This is a genomic window from Holdemania massiliensis (assembly GCF_022440805.1).
Lineage (GTDB): Bacteria > Bacillota_I > Bacilli_A > Erysipelotrichales > Erysipelotrichaceae > Holdemania > Holdemania massiliensis_A.
In genome coordinates this window covers 1,543,634-1,568,459 of sequence record NZ_JAKNTK010000001.1, presented here as the reverse complement: position 1 = coordinate 1,568,459, position 24,826 = coordinate 1,543,634, and the positions used below count along the sequence as shown (strand labels likewise).

18 protein-coding genes are annotated in these 24,826 nt (G+C 47.4%); 2 read left to right on the top strand and 16 right to left on the bottom strand.

The annotated features are described in order from the left end of the window. Positions 1-260: 260 nt before the first annotated feature. Complete coding sequence (locus tag MCG46_RS07005; protein WP_240278868.1) at positions 261-866, top strand: cysteine hydrolase family protein; 606 nt, start codon at positions 261-263, stop codon at positions 864-866. A 3-nt stretch (positions 867-869) separates the two neighbouring features. Next, complete coding sequence (locus tag MCG46_RS07000) at positions 870-2,312, top strand: nicotinate phosphoribosyltransferase (protein WP_240278867.1); 1,443 nt, start codon at positions 870-872, stop codon at positions 2,310-2,312. 501 nt (positions 2,313-2,813) lie between these two features. Here MCG46_RS07000 and MCG46_RS06995 read toward each other — a convergent pair. The 16 genes from MCG46_RS06995 to rny all read right to left on the bottom strand — a co-directional run bounded on the left by MCG46_RS06995 (position 2,814) and on the right by rny (position 24,700). Continuing rightward, entirely contained in the window at positions 2,814-5,288 is a 2,475-nt protein-coding gene (locus tag MCG46_RS06995; protein WP_240278866.1) for a DEAD/DEAH box helicase, read from the bottom strand. Further along, positions 5,258-5,851, bottom strand: coding sequence for a class I SAM-dependent methyltransferase (locus tag MCG46_RS06990; protein ID WP_240278865.1), 594 nt, complete (start codon positions 5,849-5,851; stop codon positions 5,258-5,260). The genes MCG46_RS06995 and MCG46_RS06990 overlap by 31 nt, the downstream gene beginning before the upstream one ends. A gap of 101 nt (positions 5,852-5,952) precedes the next feature. Next, positions 5,953-7,917 carry an alginate lyase family protein gene (locus MCG46_RS06985; protein WP_240278864.1) on the bottom strand — a complete coding sequence of 655 codons (1,965 nt, stop codon included), beginning with the start codon at positions 7,915-7,917 and terminating at the stop codon, positions 5,953-5,955. A gap of 115 nt (positions 7,918-8,032) precedes the next feature. Further along, a complete protein-coding gene (locus tag MCG46_RS06980; RefSeq protein WP_020223093.1) occupies positions 8,033-8,989 on the bottom strand; it encodes an ABC transporter permease in 957 nt (318 codons plus the stop codon). After that, the gene (locus MCG46_RS06975) at positions 8,986-10,077 is read right to left on the bottom strand and encodes an ABC transporter permease (RefSeq protein ID WP_240278863.1); all 1,092 of its coding nucleotides are present in this window, start codon (positions 10,075-10,077) and stop codon (positions 8,986-8,988) included. Before MCG46_RS06975 ends, MCG46_RS06980 begins: the two co-directional genes overlap by 4 nt. Continuing rightward, positions 10,074-11,606 carry an ABC transporter ATP-binding protein gene (locus MCG46_RS06970; RefSeq protein WP_240278862.1) on the bottom strand — a complete coding sequence of 511 codons (1,533 nt, stop codon included), beginning with the start codon at positions 11,604-11,606 and terminating at the stop codon, positions 10,074-10,076. Before MCG46_RS06970 ends, MCG46_RS06975 begins: the two co-directional genes overlap by 4 nt. Before the next feature lie 337 nt (positions 11,607-11,943). Continuing rightward, a complete protein-coding gene (locus MCG46_RS06965; protein ID WP_240278860.1) occupies positions 11,944-13,272 on the bottom strand; it encodes an FtsX-like permease family protein in 1,329 nt (442 codons plus the stop codon). Continuing rightward, positions 13,262-14,341: an ATP-binding cassette domain-containing protein gene (locus MCG46_RS06960; RefSeq protein WP_430622659.1), complete on the bottom strand. Its 1,080-nt coding sequence runs from the start codon at positions 14,339-14,341 to the stop codon at positions 13,262-13,264. The genes MCG46_RS06965 and MCG46_RS06960 overlap by 11 nt, the downstream gene beginning before the upstream one ends. 432 nt (positions 14,342-14,773) lie before the next feature. After that, positions 14,774-15,841, bottom strand: coding sequence for a BMP family ABC transporter substrate-binding protein (locus MCG46_RS06950; RefSeq protein WP_240278858.1), 1,068 nt, complete (start codon positions 15,839-15,841; stop codon positions 14,774-14,776). Positions 15,842-16,011: 170 nt separating this feature from the next. Then, positions 16,012-18,306: a DNA translocase FtsK gene (locus tag MCG46_RS06945; protein ID WP_240278855.1), complete on the bottom strand. Its 2,295-nt coding sequence runs from the start codon at positions 18,304-18,306 to the stop codon at positions 16,012-16,014. Between the two features lie 13 nt (positions 18,307-18,319). Beyond that, on the bottom strand, positions 18,320-19,987 hold the full coding sequence (locus MCG46_RS06940; RefSeq protein ID WP_240278853.1) for a ribonuclease J: 1,668 nt from the start codon (positions 19,985-19,987) through the stop codon (positions 18,320-18,322). Positions 19,988-20,305: 318 nt separating this feature from the next. Next, positions 20,306-21,760 (bottom strand): tRNA (N6-isopentenyl adenosine(37)-C2)-methylthiotransferase MiaB, encoded by a 1,455-nt coding sequence (gene miaB, locus MCG46_RS06935; protein WP_240278851.1) that lies wholly within the window; start codon positions 21,758-21,760, stop codon positions 20,306-20,308. Between the two features lie 92 nt (positions 21,761-21,852). Continuing rightward, positions 21,853-22,026, bottom strand: coding sequence for a 4Fe-4S binding protein (locus MCG46_RS06930; protein WP_006060856.1), 174 nt, complete (start codon positions 22,024-22,026; stop codon positions 21,853-21,855). A gap of 31 nt (positions 22,027-22,057) precedes the next feature. Further along, entirely contained in the window at positions 22,058-22,324 is a 267-nt protein-coding gene (locus tag MCG46_RS06925; protein WP_006060855.1) for a stage V sporulation protein S, read from the bottom strand. Between the two features lie 49 nt (positions 22,325-22,373). Next, the gene (locus MCG46_RS06920; protein ID WP_240278849.1) at positions 22,374-23,144 is read right to left on the bottom strand and encodes a TIGR00282 family metallophosphoesterase; all 771 of its coding nucleotides are present in this window, start codon (positions 23,142-23,144) and stop codon (positions 22,374-22,376) included. Then, positions 23,144-24,700, bottom strand: coding sequence for a ribonuclease Y (rny, locus tag MCG46_RS06915; protein ID WP_020223084.1), 1,557 nt, complete (start codon positions 24,698-24,700; stop codon positions 23,144-23,146). Before rny ends, MCG46_RS06920 begins: the two co-directional genes overlap by 1 nt. Between the last annotated feature and the right edge of the window lie 126 nt (positions 24,701-24,826).

The following is a 24,826-nucleotide window of genomic DNA, read 5'->3' as shown; positions in this document are numbered from 1 at the left end:
TATATCCCACTTTCCCGGCAAAAAACAGAAAATCTTTCCTGACGTCGATTTTGCAAATCTGTTCACAAAGCTCCGCCGCCGCTTTTTACCATCCGTTTTTTTCATAACCTTAGCCTATAATCAAATCAGAGAAACTGATCATTGGAATAACAATTTTGCCGCAAACTGAAAAAACCCGTCAAAATCCAACGATTTCATTTTCATCGTTTGAAAATTTTGTTATGATAAACAATAAGCAAAGAAGAAAAGAGGCCAAAGAGATGAAAACAGAACTTTTTCTCAAAGAAAAAGACGACCAGTCCTTATTGGTCGTCGTCGACATGATCAACGGCTTTATCCATACCGGAGCCTTAGCGGATTCCAAAATTGATCAGATCACCCCGGCCGTGCTGGACACGGTAAAAAACTATTTAAACTGGAATTTCCCCGTCCTCGCTTTCCGTGACTGTCACAATGAAGACGCCAAGGAATTTTCCAGCTTTCCGCCGCATTGTTTAAAAAACAGCGAAGAAAGTGAACTGATTGATGAGCTGAAGCCTTTTGCTGATCAATTTATCATTTTGGATAAAAATTCGACCAACGGATTTGTTCAGCCAGATTTTCTGGAAGTGTTCCAGCAGATGACGAATTTGCGTTCAGTCATGATTGTCGGCTGCTGCACGGATATCTGCGTCCTGCAGTTTGCCTTATCGTTAAAAGGATATATTAACCAGAATAATCTTGGCATTGAAGTCCTTGTCCCTAAAAATCAGGTTGCGACCTTTGATGCTCCAGGTCACAGCGCAAAGGATTATGGTCATTGGGCATTGAAACTGATGGCCAATGCCGGGATTCACATACTGGATGAGTTCAGCGAGGAGGAATAACCAATGCAACCAGAAGATTTAATGCTGCTGACTGATTTTTATGAATATACGATGGCTTATGCTTATTTTAAAGAAAACAAACATGAAGAAATCGCTTATTTTGATATGTTCGTCCGAAAAATTCCGGATGGTGGCGGATTTTTGATTTTAAACGGCCTGCATCGGTTCATTGAATTTGTGCAGCATTTCCATTACACCGACGCTCAGATCGATTATCTGCGGCAGACGGGTTATTTTGATGAAGATTTCTTAACGTACCTGAAAAATATGACGATGGACGTAGACGTATGGGCTATTCCTGAAGGAACGCCGGTCTTTGCCAATGAACCGCTAGTTACAATTCGCGGCACATTGATCCAAGCACAGATTCTGGAAACAATTCTGCTTTTGTGCATCAATTATCCGACCTTAACGACAACCAAAGCGTATCGGATTGTCCGTGCCAGCAAAGGCCGGGCTGTCCTGGAATTTGGTTCACGCCGGGCGCACGGCTTTGACGCCGCAACCGAAGGCGCACGCGGAGCCTACATTGCAGGCTGTGCGGGTTCCGCCTGCACGATCGCCGGTCAGAAATATGCCGTACCGGTCAGCGGAACAATTGCCCACAGCTATGTCCAACTGCATGACAGTGAACTGGAGGCTTTCCGGAGTTATGCCCGCGTTTCTCCGGATAACTGCATCTTGCTGGTAGATACCTACGATACGCTGCATTCAGGCATTCCCAATGCGATCAAAGTTGCCCAAGAGGAATTGATTCCCAACGGTCATCGGCTGAAAGGAATTCGGATTGACAGCGGTGATTTGGCTTATCTCTCCAAAAAAGCACGGAAAATGCTGGACGCCGCGGGACTGACAGACTGTAAGATTGTCGTATCCAATTCGCTGGATGAATTTTTGATTGATGATCTGATCATGCAGGATGCTAAGATTGATACCTTTGGTGTCGGTGAAAACATGATTACCGCCAAGTCAACGCCGGTTCTCGGCGGTGTCTACAAAGTGGTCGCTCATGAAAAAGATGGGCAGATCATTCCCAAGATCAAGATCAGCGGCAACGTTGAAAAACTGACGAATCCGGGCTTTAAGAAAATCATTCGTTTCTACGACAAGGAAAATCATCAGGCGATTGCCGATGTCTTAGCGCTGCGGGATGAAGTGATCCCTGAGGATGAATATCTATTGTTTGATCCGCAGGCGCCTTGGAAACAGAAACGCATCAAGGATTATGAAATGCGGGAGCTGCAGGAACAGATTTTCGATCACGGTCAGCTTGTTTATGCGGTGCCGACAACGGAAGAAGTCAAAAACTACTGCATGCAGCAGATGGACACGTTATGGGAAGAAGTCAAACGGCTGCGTTATCCGCACCGTTATTATGTCGACTATTCTCAAAAGCTCTATGATTTGAAACAGGAATTGATCGAGAAGAACACAGTTAAAATCTAAATGCTGCGATCCAAGAGAACCTCTGCGTTCTCTTTTTTTTACTCAGAAATCTATAAAGTTTCTCATATTGTAAGATTTAGGACTAGAGTTTACTGTTTCCTTATTAAATTTTACTAACATGTGTTCCAATTCTTTTCTTATTTAATTACTTCTTAAATTATATTCCTTTAAACAATCCATCCTCGAGTGTATCTTTTCTGATTGTCAATACAAAGTCCTATCATGGGCTCAATATTTGAACTGTTAATACTTATACAATATTTTCTATGAGTATTCTGTTTAATGTAAGTTTTAGGAAGTTTCCAAGAAATATACTTTTTTTATTTCTAAGGTGATTCTAATTAGCTCACGAATTCCTTTGCTATAAATATCATCTTCTATTTTTTTCTCATCCAAGATCTTTAAAATAAAGGTTATTTTCCTTTAACCTATTAGTCACTCTAACACTTTTATCAATCACACTTTACATCAGATGAGTTCAACAAGCATATTACACCTAAATCAAATTTTCTTATAGTAATTCTGGATATCTTCCAGCATCTGTTCTCTTATTCTCTGAAATTCCCATTCTTCCAATTTAGCAAAAAGCGCATGATTCATAGATATTACTCCCAAATCCTTTGAATGATATAAAAATCTTTTTCTCTCAAACTTTTCAAATGGATTGGCCAGCATATTTGCTTTAATCATTTTTTTATTTTTTAACGTCTCTGCGTTATAGGGACAGGATGGTTTATCAACGATCAAGCCATTCGCAATTCTATTATTATAAAATGCAATATAGTCATCTAACACCGCTTCAATATTTGCATCCCCAATGGAATTCATGTTCTTTAAAAAAGAAAGTAAAAATGGCATTTTATAAGAAAGCGAATAGTCTCTCTCTTTCAAAAAATCAAAGAAATCTTTCTTAATCGTTTCTTCTGTATGTTCCGGAATCTCTAGCTCCTGCCTTATGTTTTCTACATCCTCTGGACTAAACAAGTAAACTTGTTTGCTTCCAAAAGGATATGTAACCGTTGGCATAATCTTACCCTTTTTTATCCAGCTTGTAATCGTTCCTGTACTCACATAAAATTCTCTTGCCAGCTGTTCCTGACTGAAATAACTACCATACTTATCTTCGTAATTTGTAATATCAAGTTCTACTATACGCTCTATACGTTCAGTAAGACCGTCGATCTCTATCATATCGCCTTGTGAATAATTTCTGCATATAATATTACCAAACGGAACATACAAAGCATTTTGAAAAATACTATGCATCGAACATGGACGCGCTATTGCGCCATACTCATCCACCACATCGATTATATATACATTTTTCTTTGAATCCGTCTTGCGAAGTCCTCTACCGATCTGTTGCAAATAAAGTACCTTAGACAGTGTCGGTCTTGCCATGACCAAAATACCCAATTCCGGATAATCCCAACCTTCCGAAATCATATTGCATACACACAAAAAACGGATTTTCTTCGCCTTAAAGTCTGCCATTATCTTATCTGCGTTCTTCGTCTTTCCGTTATATGAATTAGCACTAATACCTGACGCATTTAAAAGCTTTTCCATTTCTAAAGTATGCTTCATACTAACACAGAAAATAATGCCTTGTCGATTTGCCGCTTCACCTTCACAGAAGTACTCTTGCAATACATTTATGATCAGCTCGTTTCTTGAAGTGACACGTATATTTTTCTCTAAGTCTGCATTAATATAATCTTTTCCATTAAAACGAACGTGACTCAAATCAATATTTGTCTCGATTCGATACACATTTGCTTGTGCAACAATACCCTCCTCCATAGCCTGAATTAAAGATAAACCTGTCTTATAATTTCCAAAAACACTTTCTAATTTCTTTTTGTCCGGTCTCTGGTCTGTTGCTGTAAGTCCTACCATAAATTTAGGTGTAAAATATTGAATTACACGTTTTAGGACCGGTGCTACTGCATGATGGGCCTCATCAATCACTATGTATGAATACTCCACTGGTGATATTTGTGCATAGTTCCGTACTATGTATGCAAAGGTATTTACTTCAATCTTATCCTTAAATTCACTCAACGAAATTTCTATTCTTTTATGCCAATCCTTCACAATGTTTGTGTTTGGCGCAAGAATGAGTGCTTTAAAATTCTGCCTTTCCTCAGCAAAAACTCGTATATCTTCTTCCACAATTTTGGATTTTCCACTAGCTGTAGGGAAGACAATTAAAAAGGTATTTATTCCTTCCTTTCTCTTTCTTGCCATCTCATGCAAAGTATCTACCTGGTGGTCATACAATTCCACCTTTCGTTCTACCAATAAGCCATTTTCTTGAAATCTAGTGACATCCTCTCCAAAAAACATCCGAATATCATCTTCTATTCGGCTTTCAAACTGGCAATCTTCCGTAGAGAATCGATATAACTTAATACCCCATTGAGCGCATGAATTTTGCTTTTTCAACTGATTTCGATACTTCTCTTTACCGATGATCTGTGGATGATGATAAGTTATACCGTTTTCCTCAACAGCAATTCCGTCATTATTCAATCGAACATAATAATCCAGGAAATAGTTATGCCCATTAGTATCAACTATTCCATATTCCTTCCACAAATATTTCAGCGCATTAATTCCATACACATTTGCAAAGTTTTTCTCAAACAAGAATTCCAGCGGTGACGTATCTGCATTTTCTTCTCGATTCGCCGTACGCACAACAAATTTTATATCCGAATATTCTCTGGCATTACGTAAGGTTTCTTCAATAATTTCTATATCTTCTGCCAGAAATCGAAATACTTTTTCATAATTATACATATAGGAATTCTGCTTATCTGTAATCAAACTATAAGAAAAGATATCCTCTTCCTTTTTACAATTACATATTCCTTCATCTACTATAATTGCATTCCTATCTATAACGTAAAAATAACTTTTACCACCATTCGGATATTCAACTATTTCTTTCGCAGAAAGAGATTTAACCATTTTTCCTCGCCTCGTTTAGGACGTACATCTGATGTAATCCATATTTCTACTATTTCAATTTCTGGTACCTCTTTTATCAAAGCTTCAATACCGTCCTCATTCATATCGATAAAATAACGACCATTTCGTTCACCTTCGAAAGTTCCGTATTTAAATGATGTATAGATTAGTCCATTTAATTTTATAGCCCTTGCCATCTTTCCCATAACATCTACAAGTTCCATTCGTGACAGATGTAAGATAGAAGAACAGGCCCAAATTGCATCATACTTCTCCATCACATCTAGTTCTTGAAAAAGCATGCACTTTACTTCAATCCCTGTGTATACGGATGCGATCTTACATAATTCCTCTGATCCATCAATCGCATCCACGTAGTATCCTTTCTCAAGAAAGTACTTCGTGTCACGACCTGAGCCACAACCAAAGTCTAGTATTGCTGCGCTACTATCGAGCATCTCCAAAAATCTATTTTGTGTTTTTGAAAAATCTACATTAATTGTTCCATCTGTAAATTTCTTTGCATTTATATTGTAATATGATAAGGTTTTTTCTGAATCCATCTTCGTCCCTCACAATTAAAGTTCACTACAGTTCCTTACACTATCTTTTACTTTTTCAACTAGACCTCTTGCATTATTAGCTTTATTCATTTAATTTATTGTCATTTCAGACGAATCAATTTTTTCTGATCGCCTTTTCTGATAATCAGACACGCCTGGTTATGCAGCGGCAAGCCTTCGCAAAACAGAATTTTCTTTCCCTGATAAAGCTGCTGATGGAAAATCACACATGTGTAAGTCTCTTCTCCTCGGATAAACCGCCAGGCACTGACTTCCTCCACTGAACATTTTCCCCGTCCCGGCTGAATGACCTCAGCGCGTTCCAGCCGGAAATCTTCACCGTAAAACAATTCATCCTGAAACAATTGATCCCGCATGATTCCCTGGCTGACAAGAACAGAATGATCCAGCAATTCATTGTAGCGCAGCGAGCACGGTCCTGTCTGTACGGAAAGCGGCAGTCCTTCGTGATGATATTGCAGCTGAGCTTTCGCATGCTTCAGCTGTCTGTCCGCTCCCTCACCGATGACCGTAACCTGCGGATCAAGCTGAATTCGGCTGACTACTTTATGTTCACCGGCACAGAAAATTTCATCGCAGATAAGCCAGCAGCCCTGCGGCAGCATGATCATCTTGCGAATATGCGTCATCTGCGGCTGTTGTGTCAGCACGCCGCCTTCCCAATACAATGCCTGCGGCGTATCACGGACAACCGTGGCCAGCGGACGAAGGAATTTTTGATAGGTCCAGCTGGAATCCGGAACGCTGCCCGGCTGATCATCCAAAACTACTGTATTGTGAGCACTCATGCCCTTGAGTTCAACCCGAACAGGATGATCCTCACGATAAGTAAAACGACCTGGATCAATAACAAATGGGACGCCGCGATGAACCAGGGAATAATGCAGGTTGTCCGAATGACCATGGCCGCTGCCCAGCTCACCGTTAAGCACCATCATCCATTCCGCTTCCGGTCCAAAATCACTGCGCCGCACGACAATGCCGCAGTCCGCTCCCGCATACAGCAGCTGGGTCGGGGTTTGCTTCGGCATCGTCTGCAGTTTGCGCCAGGCCGGCATTCCGCCGTTGACAAGCAAATCGCTGTCGCCTACATCGTTGCCCATCGCCCGAAGCTGTGGATCGTCAAATAAAACAGCACCCCGATTCATGACATCCTCAGCATTGACCCGATCCGAATCGCCAAACGTTTCAATTTGATGATCCGGCATCATCATGTGCATTAATGCGTGCACCATCGCGTGGACTTTATCCTTGATCTGTGAAGAGAGCGGTATCGGATAAAACTGAGCATACTCCAACACCCGCAGCAGGTTGTTGAGGACTTCCACATGATACATGGTCGACTGCTCCCAAAGCATCCCATCCTCACCAATCTGAATCTGCACCTGCGTTTCCAGCTCATCCAGTGCCCAACGATAAATCTCATCGGTTTCCGGATCCTTTCCCATCATAGCGCAGCAGACGATCAACCCGCAGGTCTGAATGCTGCCCCAGTTGCTCAGCGTGTATTTTTCAATATAATTGGCTTTTAAATACGTCATCTGCTGATCCACACTGTCCAGGATCTGCCGCAGCTCTTCTTCGGTCAGTTTTTCCGACACTTCCAATAGCATCGCACATTCCAGCATATTGACGATCCGAATTCCCGTATCCAGCGTTCGGGTTGACAGGCTGTATTCGATATGCGGATGCTGCGCAATCCAGTCCAGCAGGAAATCTTTAGCCTGATCCAGATATCGCGTGTCCTGACTGATCAGCGCGGCTTTTGCCAGAACGGACCAATAATCCATGCGGTTAAGCATAAACGTCCATTCTTCATCTTCATTGAATACCTGGTTCCAGTTCATTATTTCCAGAGTATGCGGGGTCAGGCAGCGTTCCATATCCCATGGATGGTCAAACACAAAGGTGTGCGCGCACAATTCCTTTCCCCGCTGCATCAAGATATCCCGTTCAGGACTTTGACGCAGCAGCTCGGAAACTTGCTTCAATTCCTTCGCCGCCATGATCTGTCGCCATTGTTTTCTAATTTCTTCGATCTGCATAAATTTCCTCTTTCTATCTTCCGGAATCCTTATCCGGACGTCTTCATTATTTTTATTATACCAGAATCCCACAGAGAAAAGAAAATCCGGCTGAATTGTTTCAACCGGATTCTGTTTAACGCTTGCCTGTATCGTAGATTTCGCCCGATGCCTTCGGCCCCACCGACTTGCCGGCAAAAATGACCAGCGCGATGATCGTCAGCACATATGGGAACATACTGAAGAATTCTGTCGGTAATGTCGCCAAAAACGGAATATCCTTGGCATAGAAGCCCAGCGTCTGGGAGAAGCCGAAGAACATGCCGGCGCCCAAGACCCCGAATGGATTCCACTTGCCGAAGATCAGCGCGGCAATTGCGATAAAGCCAAAACCATGAACCGTAACAACGGTAAACTGAACGTCCTGGGTTAGAACCATGACACCGCCGGCTAAGCCCGCCAGCGCCCCGGAAACCAGAACCCCAAAGTAACGCATTCTGCGGACGTTGATGCCCATCGAAGCTGAAGCCTGCGGAAATTCTCCGCATGAACGCATGCGCAGACCAAACGGTGTTTTAAATACAACATACCAGGTTACAAACACCAGGACAATCGTCAGATAGAACGTCGGATGCACCTGCTTGAAAAACATTTCGCCCAACACCGGTATATCCTTCAGCACGGGTACGTCAATCCGTGTAATGCCGCGGATAAAGGCCGGCGTCCGCTGCTGATTGAAGAAAATCTGGCAGAGATAAACCGTGATACCCGCCGCCAGTAAGTTCAAAGCGGTACCGGAAACCGTCTGATCAGCATTCAGATCAATGCTCGCATAGGCATGCAGCAACGAGAACACCATCCCGGCAATCGTGCCGGCGGCCAAACCGATCAGAATCGCCGTTTTGCTGTTGGCGCCGCTTGGATCCAACACGACGACAACCGCCGCGGTGACAAAGGCGCCGACAAGCATGATGCCGTCTAAGGCGATGTTGACAACGCCGCTGCGCTCGCTGAACAGTCCGCCCAGCGCCGCGATAATAATCGGAGCTGAGATCATCAGAGTGATGGTAAACATGTTATAAAATAAACTCATGCCTGTTCACTTCCTTTCTCAGCGTTTTCCTTCTTTTTTGACAATCGGTTCATGATGTAGATAATGCCGTTCTGCATCGCTACCAGCATGATGATCGTGGAAGAGATAATCGTCGCGATATCCTTCGGGATCTGCATCGACTGCATCAGCGGCTGAGCCACTTTCAGCAGGCCAAACAGCAGGCCGGCAAAGAAGATGCCGATCGCATTGCAGCCGCCGACCAGAGCTACCGCAATTCCGTCAAAGCCATAGTTTTCAGCCGTGTTCAGCACACGTCCGTAACCGAAGGTGCCCAAGACCATAATCGCGCCGGCCAATCCGGCCATTACGCCTGAAATCATCATCGCATAGACGACATTGCGCTCCACCTTCATGCCGGCATAGCGTGCCCCCTCCGCATTGAAGCCAGTAGCCCGCAGACTGTAGCCGAACGTTGTTTTCTCGATGATGATATGGTAAACGATCACCGCCAGAAAAACGACGAGAATTCCCCAATGCAGACGCGAATTGTTGGTGATCTGCTTGAGAAAATCCGATTTGATTAACGCCGAGGCCGGCAGATCTACCGTGCGGGTCTGCGTGGATCCCGGCAGCGCCTTTAAGATGTAGTTGCAGAAATACAGCGCCGCGTAGTTCATCATGATCGCCGTGACCACTTCTGAAATATTCCGCTTTACTTTCAGAAAGCCCGGCAAAAATGCCCACAGGGCGCCGGCTGCTCCGCCGGCAATCAGACAGACGATCGCATGCAGCACCGGCGGCAGCGGGACAAGAATCCCAACCACGGTCGCTGCCAGCGCACCGACCATGACCTGCCCTTCCCCACCGATATTGAACAATCCTGTGCGGTAAGCAAAGCCGACCGCCAACCCCGTCAGAATCAGCGGCATCGAGAAAACGATGAACTCGCCGAAATACCGCGGATTAATCGGCCCCGGATTCAGGATATCAAAGCCGCAGAAGCTCTTGATGATCGCTGAGATCAGAAGCACCGGCGATTTGCCGCTGGCGATGACGATAACCATGCCGACTAACAAGCCCAGCAGAACCGCAATCAGCGGAGCTGTCAGTTTTTCTCTTTTCTTCATGCTTCGCCGACCCCCTTTCGGATCGAACCGGACATCATTAAGCCCAGCTCGTTTTCATCTGTTTCCTCTGCTTTAACCCAGCCTGTCAGCTCGCCGTTAAACATGACTGCGATCTGATCAGACAAAGCCAGAATCTCGTCCAGCTCTAATGAAACTAATAGAATTGCCTTGCCGTTATCCCGTTCCTGAACAATCCGTTTATGGATGTACTCAATCGCCCCAACGTCCAATCCGCGGGTCGGCTGAACGACGATCAGCAGTTCAGGACTGCGGTCGATCTCACGGGCAATAATCGCTTTCTGCTGATTGCCGCCGGACATGCTGCGGGTGATCGTTTCCCGTCCCTGGCCGCTGCGGACATCGAACATTTCAATTAATTCATCTGTTTTCTTATCAATAGCCGGAATCTGCAAAAGTCCGTTTTTCGCAAACGGCGCCTGATTGTAGCTGTGGATGACCATGTTTTCTTTCAGCTTGAAATCCAGAATCAGACCATGCTTATGCCGATCTTCTGGAATGTGTCCCATTCCTGCTTCAATCCGGTGTTTAATCGAACTGTGCGTGATGTCTTTGCCGTTGAGCAGCACCTTGCCGTCCTCAGCTTTGGTCAAACCCGTCAGCGCATAGACCAGCTCCGTCTGGCCGTTGCCGTCGATGCCGGCGACGCCGACGATCTCCCCAGCCCGCACCTGCAGGCTGAAATCCTTCACGCCTAAAAGGCCCTTGGAATTCTTAACCTTTAAATGTTCGATTTCCAACACGACTTTACCTGCCTGCTGGGCTTGTTTTTCAACGCCGAAATCGACTTCCCGGCCGACCATCAGCTTTGCCATTTCCTCTTCCGAGGTTTCTGCAACCTGAATTGTACCCATGCATCGGCCGCGCCGCAAAACCGTACAGACATCAGCCACTTCCTTGATTTCTTTCAGTTTATGCGTGATTAAAATAATTGTTTTGCCTTCCTTTGTCAGATTGCGCATGATCTCCATCAGCTCATGAATTTCCTGCGGTGTCAGCACGGCAGTCGGCTCATCAAAAATCAAAATATCCGCGTTGCGGTAAAGCATTTTTAAAATTTCAACCCGCTGCTGCATCCCGACAGAAATATTTTGGATTTTCGCATACGGATCAACATTTAATCCATACATTTCGCTCAGCTGCTGAATCCGCTGGGCCGCCGACTTGATGTCCGTCGTATAAAACTTCGTTTTCGGCTCCATTCCCAAAATGATATTTTCCGTTACCGTAAAGCATTCAACCAATTTAAAATGCTGATGCACCATCCCGATCCCCAGGCTGTTGGCGACATTCGGATCTGTGATCTTGACTTCCTGCCCTCGCACTTTAATCGTGCCCTGGGTTGGCTGATACAGACCGAACAAGATCGACATCAGCGTCGACTTTCCTGCCCCGTTTTCTCCCAAGAGAGCATGAATACTTTTTTCCTCTACTTGAAGAGTGACGTCATCGTTGGCGCGGATGCCTGGAAAATCTTTTGTGATGTTGAGCATCTCTATCGCATAACTCATTATTTTCCCTCCATTAACTATTCAAAATTATAACATAATTCCTCTGACTGTCGCCGTCTTTTTTGCGATTTTCACAAATAAACGTGACATTTGACACCTGCGTGCTCCTGAAAAACATCAGCTTCTCTGCAATTTTTAAAAATATGAAAAAACCGAACTTCTGGGTAAAAGAAATCCGGTTTGTCCAGTCTTCTTTTCATTGATTCTCTGCAATTCTCAAAATTCTGCATAAAATTGCTGAAGTCAATATTATTTTTATCCTCCGGAACTGACTGAAAGAGAGACAACGGATCACAAGCCGGGCCGGCGCGGTATTGAATAATCCTGCCGATCCGCTTCAGCTGTTAGTCAAGGACTTTAAATTACGCCTGCTGATTGCTGTCACCGCTAAAAAATAAACTAGGTATAAGGCGCAGAAACAGAATCCAAAACCACCGAAAAGTCTTAGTACCTGATTTTGCCGCAGCACCGAGATCTCCTCATTCAATCGGAAATTGATCAGCGGTACCGCTGCCGTCAGCAACGCCAGTCCCATCCCGGCCGGAAGTCCTAGATGAAATAAGGTCTGAATGCACATCAAACGATTCAACGATGCCTGGTCTTTGCCCAATGCATGCAGGATTCTCAAGGTACGGGCCTGCCGCTTCAGATCCAAGATCTGTAAGAGCGACAGCATGGAGAAGTAGAGGATCAGAAAGATCAGACAAAGACTGATCTGCATAAAGCCCATGTAGGTCTGCATGGATCTTTCAAACAGGTTTGCCCCGCTGTCCAAAAGCAATAGGCCAAACCCGAATGCCGATGCGGCAAACACCAGGCAGACGCACAGTAGGGCATTGAGATTGGCGCTGGTTTTCGCCCCGGTTGTCAATTCAGCAAGCCAAAGCAGACGATTGCCTTGGATCTGACCTAATTTTCCTGCCGATCTCAGATGAGAAAAATAAGCGTAAAGACTTTGATAGAATGCGATGATGCACACGATCATCGGCAAGGCGATCCAGCCGATGCAAAGGGTCAGCAGTTCTCCCTGTGCTGCCGCGATCCCGATCAAAAAGATCAGAAAAAGTGCAAAACTGCTCACAAAGCAGCGCTGCCAGAACCGCAGATTTTTCCGATGAATCGGATGATTGCGGCGTTTCTGAACGAGCAGCTGACTGATCTGCAGGCTTGCCAGCTGATGGTCAATCCACACTCCCGACAAGAGTTCCGCCAGAAAAAAGTAGGCGCCGGTTTGAAGGATGCTTTTTCCCATCAACAAGAGCCAGGATACATGGGTCCTGATCTGCAGCAGCGGAGAAATGAACAGGCTGAATAGACTGGCGCCGATCAGCGTACCGAGCAGAAAACAGCCGATTCCAATTACGCTCAGCTCGCCCAGATAAAGCCGCCGCAGCTTCCCGCGCTCCATCCCCAGCAGCAGGGTCACAGCCAGTGCTTTTGCCCGCTGGTGAAGCATGAACGTATGAATCGTGTTGATCAGAAAAATTAGTATCAATACGATTAGAACCGGCAGGGACGCAGTCTGAAAACCAGCCTGGATACTGCCGAAAACGGCGATGCAGTTCGCCAGACACAAAATCGCGGCCAGCAGGGTTACCGTCATGACCAAAAGCAGATAGTCTCCGGCACTGCGCTGAATATTGCGCCAGATCAATTTAAGCGTCATGAACTGTCCGCTCTGTGACGTCTGTCAGCGTCTTTAAGATCTCAGTAAAATAAGCCTGTTTGTTTAACGAACCGCGTTCTAGCTCAGTCTGAATGCGGCCATCCTGCATAAACAAAATCCGGTCGCAGTAACTGGCTGACATCACATCATGCGTTGCCATTAACAGTGTCGCACCGTAGTCTCTGCGCAGCATGACCAGCATTTCCAGCAGCTGCCGGGCGCTGCGGCTGTCCAGTGCTCCGGTCGGTTCATCAGCCAAAATCAGGCTGGGATGCGAGGCAATCGCCCGGGCACAGGCACATCGCTGCCGCTGTCCGCCGGAAACCGCGTAGGGAAATTGATCCAAAACTTCGGTAATTTCAAACTTTTCGGCCAGCTCGTCAATCACCTTCGGCGAATGAGCCATAGCGGCTGTCTGGATCGTTAACGCCAGCGCGATGTTTTCACGAAGCGTCAGCGTATCCAGCAGATTGTATTCCTGAAAGATAAACCCCAGGTGAGTGCCGCGGAACTGCGCTAGCTGGGATTCGGTTAAAGCCTGCAGCGGCTGACCGGCGATTTCAATCGTTCCCTCAGATACACGATCCATCGTGGCAATCAGTTTCAGCAGCGTTGTCTTCCCACAGCCGGAGGCACCCATAATCCCGATAAAGCTGCCCTTTTCCACTTCAAAGCTGACATTATCCACCGCCAGGGTTTCCACTTCTTCCTCAGCATAGATTTTTGTGACATGCGAGACGTTTAATACTGGACAGGGATGATTCATCTTCGTTTGCGGCAAAGCTTGATCCTGCCCCAACCACTGACCGATCATATCATAGAGAATCTGATCCGCTTTTGCCTTATATTCTGCATCACTAATTGGCTCTCCCAGCAGCAGCTCGTTCAGCGTAATCTTCAATAAATTACATAATGGCAGCAGCAGCGGGTAGTCCGGCAGAGATTTTCCCGTTTCCCATTTGGAAACGGCTTTATCACTCACTCCCAGCTGCGCTGCAATTTCATTCTGTGTCCAGCCGCCGGCTTTTCTGCACGCGGCAATAAAACGGCCGATCTTGACTTGATCCATTACTTTGACCTCCTCATCTGCCTTTGATTGTAACCGAACAGCAAAAAAAGAACACCTACTGACGGTAGAGTTTACCCAAAAGCTGTACATTTTCTAGTGTCTATTGAATCTCTCAAGCGCTTTTCCCTCTCTGTGTTGATGAGGCTAGCAGTCAAAACTCATCCCTGTTCCTTCAAAAGCATCCTGCTTCATATCAAAATTGGTGCCAATAGTGCCACTAAATGGTGCCAATGGTGTCAGAAAGGGTGTCAACGTTCTCATTCTTGACACCATTTCCGAGGCCAAAATCATAAGAAACCGTATTTTTCTGGGGGAATAACTGGACGAAATCCATCCCCCTATGGACTTAAATCATTATCCGAATCATCTATCTAGTGAAAAGGCGCAAAAAAAGGAGAGCTTGTACTCTCCCTTTCTGCTTTTGCGTACTGCTTATTTCTGCAATGCTTCGTCAACGACGATTTCGCCGGACTTGATTTTCGCTAAAGCCTCTTCCATCGCCTTAACGATTTCATCAGACAGGTTCGGATTTTCCTTCGGGAAGCCGATGCCGTCATTGCTGGCGTCAAAGACCATAGTTCCACCCTGGAACGTGCCGTTTTTAACCTGATCCGCGAAATAGTAAGCCGCTGTATCAACGCGCTTCAATGCGGAAGTCAGGACTGCGGAAGTACCGTCAGACATCAGACCTGCATCATACTGGTCAGAGTCAACACCGATCGCCCAAACGTCTTCACCCGCTTCGCGGCGATCCTTCGCTTCTTTGATCAGACCGTTGCCTGTTGCACCGGCTGCATGGAAAATAACATAAGCACCGTCATTGTACTGCTTCTGAGCTAAGGTCGAGCCTTTGCCTGGATCATCAAATGCATTCGCATAGTCGCTCAGCACTTCAATGCTTGGATCAACGCTGGCAACGCCCTGCTTGTAGCCTGCTTCAAAACGTTCGATAATCGGGTTTTCAACACCGCCGATAAATCCAACTTTCGTCATGCCCGCTTCTTTCGCTTTCATCGCTGCGGCAACGCCTACCAGGTAAGAAGGCTGCTGCTCTTTAAAGATGGCCGAAGCCACATTTGGTTTGTCAACTTCTGTATCGATGATAACAAACTTCTGATCCGGATACAGATCAGCGACTTCCTTCATCGCATCTTCAAACAGGAAGCCCGGAGCTTCGATCAGGTCTTTCTTCTGATCAGCAAAAGTGCTCAGGTTCGGGATGTAATCCGCATCGGCGGAAGACTGCAGGTAACCGTAGCATTCTTCGCCCATGTTATTGTCTTCTGCGAATTGAACTACCCCTTCCCATGTGCCCTGGTTAAAGGACTTGTCATCGATACCGCCTAAGTCAGTAACTAATCCGATGGTAATTGTGCAGCCAGTGTTTCCACCGTCATTGTTTGCGTCAGCATCTGGTGTTGGTGTCGCTGTTGTTCCACCATTGTTGGAACAGCCGGCAACCATCAGCAGCGCTAAAGCAAAGGTCAGCAATTTTTTCATTTTCTTTCCCTCCATTGCTTTATGCAAGCTATGCTTACAGTATAATATTAGACTTTTAAAATGCCATTTGTCAACTTAAGCGGCAGTTTTCTTCAGACAATTCGATCAAATCAAGAAAAAAAACCGGATTGATTCAGAAAATGATGCAATCCGGTTTCACATGTGATTTTTTAATTTTCTTCTTCGTCATCCGAAGTTTCGTTCTTTTTGATGTAAACATCCCTTGGTTTGGAGCCCTGCACCGGACCAATGATGCCGCGTTCTTCCAGAACGTCAATCAGTCTGGCTGCACGATTATATCCGATTCCGAACCTTCTTTGCAGCAGTGAGGTCGACGCCTTCTGCGTTTCAATGACATATTCCCGAACTTCTTCATACAGCGGATCGTCCTGCGCCGACATCACCGCCGTGCTTTCATTGTTGTCCACGCCTTCCAAACGGATAAACGCGTCCTCATAGCGCGGCTTCATCTGCGCGGAAACAAAATCGGTGATGCGCTTGACTTCATCGTCGGTCACATAAACGCCCTGTAACCGCACCGGACTTGGTTCCCCAATCGGGAAATAGAGCATATCACCGTTGCCCAGCAGCCGTTCCGCCCCGACATGATCCAAAATGGTTCGTGAATCAATGCCGCTGGAAACGGAGAAGGCAATCCGGCTTGGAATATTGGCCTTGATAATTCCGGTGATGACATCGGTGGAAGGCCGCTGCGTGGCGACGATCAAATGAATTCCAGCCGCCCGCGCCAGCTGGGTAATCCGCTGAATGCTCATTTCGACTTCCTTGCCGGCGACGGCCATCAAATCAGCCAGCTCGTCGATAATGACGACAATATACGGCATAGGCTGCAGATTCGGCTGCGGCTCTTTCGCCAGTTTTTCATTGTAGCCGGCAATGTTGCGGACCCCAACCTGAGCGAAGACCTCATACCGGTTCTCCATCATCATGACGATGACCTTCAAGGCCCGCGCCGCTTCGGCTCCATCCGAAATCACAGGACCGATCAAATGCGGAATTTCACGGTAAGGCGTAAATTCGACTTTCTTCGGATCGACTAAGAGCAGCTTCACTTCATCCGGCGAAGTCCGCAGCAGCAGTGAAGTAATAATCGTATTCATGCAGACTGACTTGCCGCTGCCGGTGGCCCCGGCGATCAGCAGATGGGGCATCTTGTCCAGCTGACAGAAAATCCCCTTCCCCATCAGATCTTTGCCCAGCGCTAAAAGCAGCTTTTTGTCTTTCTTATCTTCCGGCAGCTGGCGCATCAGCTCCAGCATCTTCACCGGCGTTGTTTCGACATTCGGAATTTCGATGCCGACCGCGTTGCGTCCGGGAATCGGCGCTTCGATGCGGATATCCCGGGCTGCCAGCTCCATTTTCAGGTTATCGGAAATCGCGTTGATCTTCGATACTTTGACGTTGGAATCCGGCCGGATTTCAAACTTAGTGACCGCCGGTCCGATATGCGTCGCGACCAGCTGCGCGTTGATGCCAAAATTGCCCAGAACTTCAATCAGCTTCTTGCCCTTGATCGAAGCGGCGTTCTGGTTCAGTACCGAACGGGATTTTGCCTGAATTTCATCCAGCATCGTCAACGCCGGCAGCGTATAGCCTACCTCCCCAGCCCCGCTGCCAATCGAGACCACCTTCGGCATTTCTTCCGGCGGCGGTACAGGTTTCTCTTTTTCTTCTTTTTTCTTTTCTTTTTTAACGATCGGCGCAGCGGACAGTTCAGCTTCAGCCGGTTCGTCATCCGGCGTTAAGAAAATTGATTTTTTCTTCTTTTTTCCCAGCTCCACACTTCCGATCACCCTGCGGTTTTCGCCGGATTCTTCCAGCTCTTCGATTTCCATCTGGCGCGGTGAACGCTTTGCCTTCGGCTTTTTTTCACGATGCAGCGCGTCCGTGATCGAATGCCACATCGACACATACACTTCCGTCTTGATCATCAGCAGCGCCGCCAAAGCTAGCAGCGCAAAAATCACTAAGACTGTTCCTGTACGTGCAAACAGCAGTGAGCTGAGCGAGTACAGCAGGGCGCCTAAAACTCCGCCCTGGGCAGCGACGGTTGTCGGCGAGCTGAAATGTTCGCCGGTATGCGAAAGATAATCACTGAACACTCGAAATCCGCTCAGCTGGGGATCCTGCGGAATCGCCGACCACAAAATCATCGCGATGAATACGGCAGCGATCGCAATCAGCGTCTTAACGGAGAAAACGGGAAACCTCTGTCCAAACAAGACAGCCAGCCCCCCGAGTAAACACATCCCGTAGACGACTCCGTAATACGTACCAAACAGATACCGTGTGATCGTTGTCAGAAATTGTCCGACGATCCCTAACTGCAGCGCCGCGATCAATGTCACAGTGATCACCGCCAGCGCAATGACATAGCGCAGGATTTCCGAATCCACGGTGCTTTTGGAATTGTTCTTTTTCTTCTTCTGCTTCGTTTTCGCCACGGATCATCATCTCCTATTCCGTGACATTGATTTCGACAATCGCCGGTAAAATCATCGGCCGCTTGCCGGTTTCCTTCAAGACATATTTCACGATCCGGTCTTTCGCTTCCATCCGCACCGCCATATTTTCGTAACGTTTTTCCTTTACCGCATCCTCGACTGTTTTCTCAATAATATTGCCGATCTCCTTGACAATGTGATCCGCGTCTTTCAAATAGATTACGCCGCGGCTTTGGACATCCGGTCCGCCGATCACTTCTTTGGTCTTGTGGTTGACGACAATTCCGACGATGATCGCGCCGTCGGTTGACAAAATTTCCCGATCCCGCAGCACCATGCCGCTGACATCCAAATTTTCATTGCCGTCGATCAGAACATCCTCCAGCGTCAGCTGATCGGCCGTCGACTTCAGAATTCCATTTTCGAACTTGGCGATCTGACCGTTGTCCAGGACAAGAATCTTATCCGCGTGATAGCCCATGTTCAAAGCGATGTTGGCATTGGAAACCAGCTGGCGGTACTCGCCCTTGATCGGCATGTAATACGTCGGCTTAAACAGATACAGCATCATCTTCAGATCTTCAATCGAAGCGTGCATTGAATACACCTTGCGCCGATCCAGCGTCACTACCCGGACGTTTTCCTTATACAGCTCATTTTCCATATTCGTCGCTTCGCGTTCCGTTCCCGGCACAACCGGGGAGGCGATGACCACCGTATCCTGACTGTTCAGCCGCAGCATGGCATCTTCACCCAGAGCCACCTTATGCATCCGTCTGAACACATGATCGCCGGAACCGGAAACAATGACCACGACATCCTTTAAGTCATTGGTAAACTTGGTTTTGGGGATTTCCAAACCAATCGGCATCCGGTAATACCCCATCTTTTCAACCGCTTTTAAAATTGCCCGCAAATCGTCATCATAGAAGATCACCTTGCGGTTGTATTTATTCGCCAGTTCGATAATTTCAATAATGCGGTATAAATTCTGATGATAGGTCGTAATCAGAATGCGCCCCTCGGCATCCTCGAAGGCCGGCTCGACAAATTCAGTAATCCGATGATGCGGAGCTGAATGTCCTTCGCGGTCGGCCCCGACCGATTCGGTCATCAAAGCCAAAACGCCGCGCTTGCCAATCTCCGCCAGAGCCGTAATGTCGCAGGAAAAAGCATCGTTATGAATATCATAATCGACGATGTATTCGCTGGTATAGACAATCGAACCCTGCGGCGTTTCAATCGCCAGGCCAAAGCCATCCGCAATCGACTGCGTCATGCCAAAAGCCCGAACCGCGATGCCGGCAATTTTAAAACTTGAGTTGCGCTTAATGCGATGCACGCGGATATCGCGCAGGCCTTCCTTTTTCAGCATCTCTTCGATCAGCATGGCCGTTAACGGTGTGGAATACACCGGCGCCTTGACATGCCGAAGCAGATTCGGCAGTGCTGCCATGACATCGTCATGCCCGTGAGAAATGAAAATCGCCTGAATTCGATGCTGATTTTCAACTAAATATTTGAAATCCGGAATGATCCGCTCGATCCCTAACTGATCGGTGGATTCCGGATATTTTAAGCCCGCTTCAATGACAAAAATGGATTCGCCGACTTCAACCACATACATGTTTTTGCCGTCTTCATCCAATCCGCCCAAAGCGAACAGACGTACTTGATCCATGAAATTTCCTCCTATGATGTTTTCTTTATTATACCCTGCCAAAAGCTTCCTGACAACTGCGTCAGCCACAGGAAAAACGCTTTCAATTCGTTGAAAAGCGCTTGTCCAAGCCGGTTTAATCGTAAGATGATCCAGTTTTGCAGGGATGGCTTCGTGGGTAAACTATATCATACCGCCGCTTGAATTTCAATCATTTTAACACCGGTGCTGATTCGCTTTCACCCCGCTTTCACCGATTACCCAGTGAAAGTGAAAAACCGACAAACAAAAAGCCGCAGTTCCTTGGTTTAAGCAGCCGGACTGCGGCAAAGGTTAAAACTAAGCAATTTGAGGTTGAGGCTGCTCGACCTTTTCCCCATTGAGCGACCAGGAATGAATTTCCGTGATCCGAACCTGAACCAGATCCCCCGGCTCGGCATGATCTGCGGTAAAGTTAACCAGCTTGTTGGTTTCACTGTAGCCGCTGTAAACCTGATCATTTTTCTTTGACGGACCATCGACGAGCACGGTCACAATCCGGCCGAGATATGGTTCATTATTCTGATGGGCATAATACGCAATTTTTTCATTGAGCTGCTGCAGACGGCGGCTTTTGACCTCAGCGGGGACATTGTCCTGCATCCGTGCAGCCGGGGTGCCTGTCCGCGGGGAATAAATAAACGTAAAGGCTCCATCATACCGGCATTCATCCACCAAGCTCAGCGTCATTTCAAATTGTTCCTCGGACTCATTCGGGAAGCCGACAATGATATCCGTGGTAAACGAACAGCCGGGAATCCGCTCTTTAATCTTATGGAACAGGGTCAAATACTCCTCGCGGGTATAACGGCGCCCCATGATCTTGAGCATCTCGCTGCTGCCGGACTGCACCGGCAAATGAATCGCAGGCATGATGTTGTCATAAGCGGCGATCACCTCAATCATCTCATCGGTAAAGTCCCACGGGTGGCTGGTCGTAAAGCGCACCCGATCCACGCCGATCTCGGCAGTATCGCGCAGCAGCTGCGCGAAGCCGTAACCGCTGGCCCGATCTTTGCCATAGGCATTGACGTTCTGCCCCAGCAGCGTGATCTCCTTATAGCCCTGGGCTTTCAGTTCGCGCACCTCATCCAGAATATCCTGCGGGTCGCGGGACCGTTCCTTGCCGCGGGTATAAGGCACGATGCAGTAGGTACAGAACTTATCGCAGCCGTACATGATGTTCACCCAGGCTTTGTGCTTGCCAAAGCGGCGAACCGGCAGGTTTTCGATCACTTCCCCTTCTTTGGAGAAGATTTCCACCGTTCGTTCATGGCTCATCATCGCCTGCATTAATAACTGCGGAAGCCGGTGCAGATTATGTGTTCCAAAAATCAGATCGACCTGATGGTATTTTTTCAGAATCAGATCGACAATATCTTCTTCCTGGGCCATGCATCCGCAGACCGCGAAGATCAGATCCGGATTTTCCCGCTTCATGCGCTTCAGCGCCCCCAGCTGCCCGATGACCTTATCTTCGGCATTTTTACGGACAGCACAGGTATTGAGCAGGATTAAATCCGCTTCGGCTTCTGCGGAAGCCGGGACAAAACCCATCGCTTCCAGAATTCCCGCGATCGTTTCCGAATCGCGTTCATTGGCCTGACAGCCATAGGTATGAATGAAATAACGCCGCCCGATGCCCAGACTGCGCACCTGCGGATCTAAGGCAAACAGTGAACGTTCAATCGCCGCTTCCTGCGGTGTCCGTATTTGCGCCGCCTTCAGCGACGGCAGCTTCCAGTCTTTTTTCATAGGCCTCTCCTTTTTCATAACGCGTTTTATTATATCAAAAAGAAGGCTTTTTGTCGCCTTCTTTCCGTTGATCTGCTTATTTCAGGATGGAATTACTGCGAAATGGCAGAAACTGGGCAGGTCGAAACGCAGGCACCGCAGTCGATGCATGTTCCTTCGTCAACACCCGCTTTTCCATCGTCCTGTAATGCAATGGCTCCTACCGGGCAAACTCCTGCGCATGCGCCGCAGCCGATGCATGTATCTTTATCTACTTTTGCTGGCATTGTTTCATCCTCCTTTATGCTCCCTATTATATCATGGTTGCTTTTTTTCAACAATAAGTTTTATCGCCGTTCTTGGCTGACCGTCGATCACGATATCCATAAACGCCGGAACACAGAACAGTTCCAAACCGATCGGCGCCACAAAGCCGCGGGCGATCGCGACAGCCTTAATCGCCTGATTAATCGCTCCCGCACCGATCGTATCGACTTCGACCCGATCGTTTTCTTTTAGTAAGTTGGCCAGCGCGCCCGCTACCGAATTCGGGTTGGATTTCGTTGATACTTTTAATATTTCCATAAAATACCCCTTTCTTCTAACAGGATATGTGAGAAAAAAGGGGTTTATGTTAAGGTCTGATCTGAATCCGCTCGATAAAGGAAGCCCGGCCGGTCAAATCATCAATTTCGGCCCAGACACCGCACAGCATCGCTGGACCTTCGGCGACGGTATAGCGTGTTTTGATCTGATACAGCGTGCGCTCGATGACCTCGCGCTTATCGCGGCCCAGGATGCTGTCAAACGCGCCGCACATTCCAACGTCGCTGATATAGGCGCAGCCGCGCATCAGTTGTTCATCGGCCGTCTGCACATGCGTGTGCGTGCCGACAATCATAACGCACCGATCAGCGAATACCTGGGCGAAGGTTTCCTTCTCCCCAGTCGTTTCCGCATGGAAATCCACGAACCACAGATCCGCAGCGTGGCGGTTAAGAATTTCACTCATGCATTCAAACGGACTGCGCGCGACATTGTCCATGAACACCTGCCCGCACAGATTGACCATGCCGACCCGTTTGTCCTGAACCTGGGCAAACCGTACCCCCTCGCCCAGCTCCATTGGTATCAGATTCACTGGGCGAATCAAACGGTCGGCCTCCTGAATAAACATTTTCAGCTCACTTTTGGAAAAGGTATGATTGCCCATCGTAATGTAATCTGCGCCGCAGCTTAGCAGCTGATGGTAAATCTTTTTCGTGATGCCTTTGCCGTGCGCGGCATTCTCACCATTGACGATCGTCAGATCCGGACAGATCTCGGTTTTTAAAGCAGGCAGGTGCTGCTGGAGCATCTGCCTGCCTGGGGAACCGACGATATCGCCGATAAATAAAATTCGCATTATTTCGCTAATTCACTGGCGCGGGTTTCCCGAATGACTGTGACCTTGATCTGTCCAGGATAGGTCAGTTCGGCTTCGATCTTATCTTTAATATCCCGTGCTACGCGATGACACGCCACATCATCAATCTTATCCGGAATGACCATGACGCGGATTTCACGTCCGGCCTGAATGGCATACGTCTTATCAACGCCTTCAAATCCGTTGGCGATCGCTTCCAGCTGTTCCAGCCGGTTGATATAGTTCTCAAAGCTTTCAAACCGAGCGCCTGGCCGAGCTGCGCTTAAGGCATCAGCGGCGGCGACAAGGTTGGAAATCAACGTTGTCGGTTCAACTTCGCCATGATGTGAATGAATCGCATTGATGACAACCGCATTCTCTCCATGCTTTTTAGCGACCTTCACGCCCAATTCAACGTGGCTGCCGTCCATTTCAAAGTCCAGCGCCTTGCCGATATCGTGCAGTAAGCCGGCCCGCTTGGCCAGCGTCTGATTCAAGCCCAGCTCCGCGGCCATCATGCCTGAAAGATAAGCGACTTCCATGCTGTGCTGCAAGACGTTCTGACCATAGCTGTAACGGAACCGCAGACGGCCCAGCAGCTTGACCAGCTCTTTGTCAATCCGGCCGATCTGCAGCTTAAACACCGCATCCTCACCGGTCTTCATAATCGTGTCGTTGAGCTCGTTGGTGACCTTGCGGACAACATCTTCAATCCGTCCCGGCTGAATCCGGCCATCCCGGATCAGCGTTTCCAATGCCTGGCGCGCGATTTCGCGGCGGATTGGATCAAAGCAGGAAACCGTAATCGTCTCCGGCGTATCATCAATGATCAGGTCAACACCAGTCGCCTGTTCAATCGCCTTGATGTTGCGTCCTTCCCGGCCGATGATCCGGCCTTTCATTTCCTCAGAAGGCAGACCGACGACGGAAACCGTCCGTTCGATCGTTTCTTCCTGAGCATAACGCTGAATCGCCAGCGCAATAATATTGCGGGCAGAATCGGCAGCTTTGGAACGGGCTTCATCTTCCCTCTCGCGAATATACACGCTGACTTCTTTATCCATTTTCTTCTCGACGGCATCCATTAATTCTTTCTTGGCGTCGTCGGCGCTCATTGATGCAATGCGTTCCAATTCGACAATCTGATTGTCGATTTTGGCCTGCAGCTGACTTTCCATCTTCTCCAGTACATTCAGTTTATCCGTGATCTGGCTGTTTTTGTTTTCAATCTGCTTTTCTTTCGCCGTTAAGGTTTCATCACGAAAATTCAGGTTATCTTCCCGACGCGTCAGTTTATTTTCTTTATCCTGAAGCTCTTGTTTTCTCTCCTTAACCTCTTTTTCAGCAGCCAGCTTCAGCTCGTACGCCTGCGTACGGCCGTCCAGCACAGCTTGTCTGACTAAGTTCTCAGATTTAATTGTTGCCTCTTCTAACAGCAATTTTGCCTTTTGCTGATCACGATTCAAGCCCAGCCGGGATGTAATCACCATGATGATCACACCGACAGCTAAACCCCCAATACCAGATAAAATGGACAAAACAAGTGGATTGTTCATAACTTATTTCCTCCATTATCAGTTGTTCAGAGTTGTGACTCCTTTATAATAATACCTAATTTTAACCGTTTTCACAATAACAAAGCATGGTTTTTCCAGAATTTCTTTCTTTTTCATCCGCTTTTT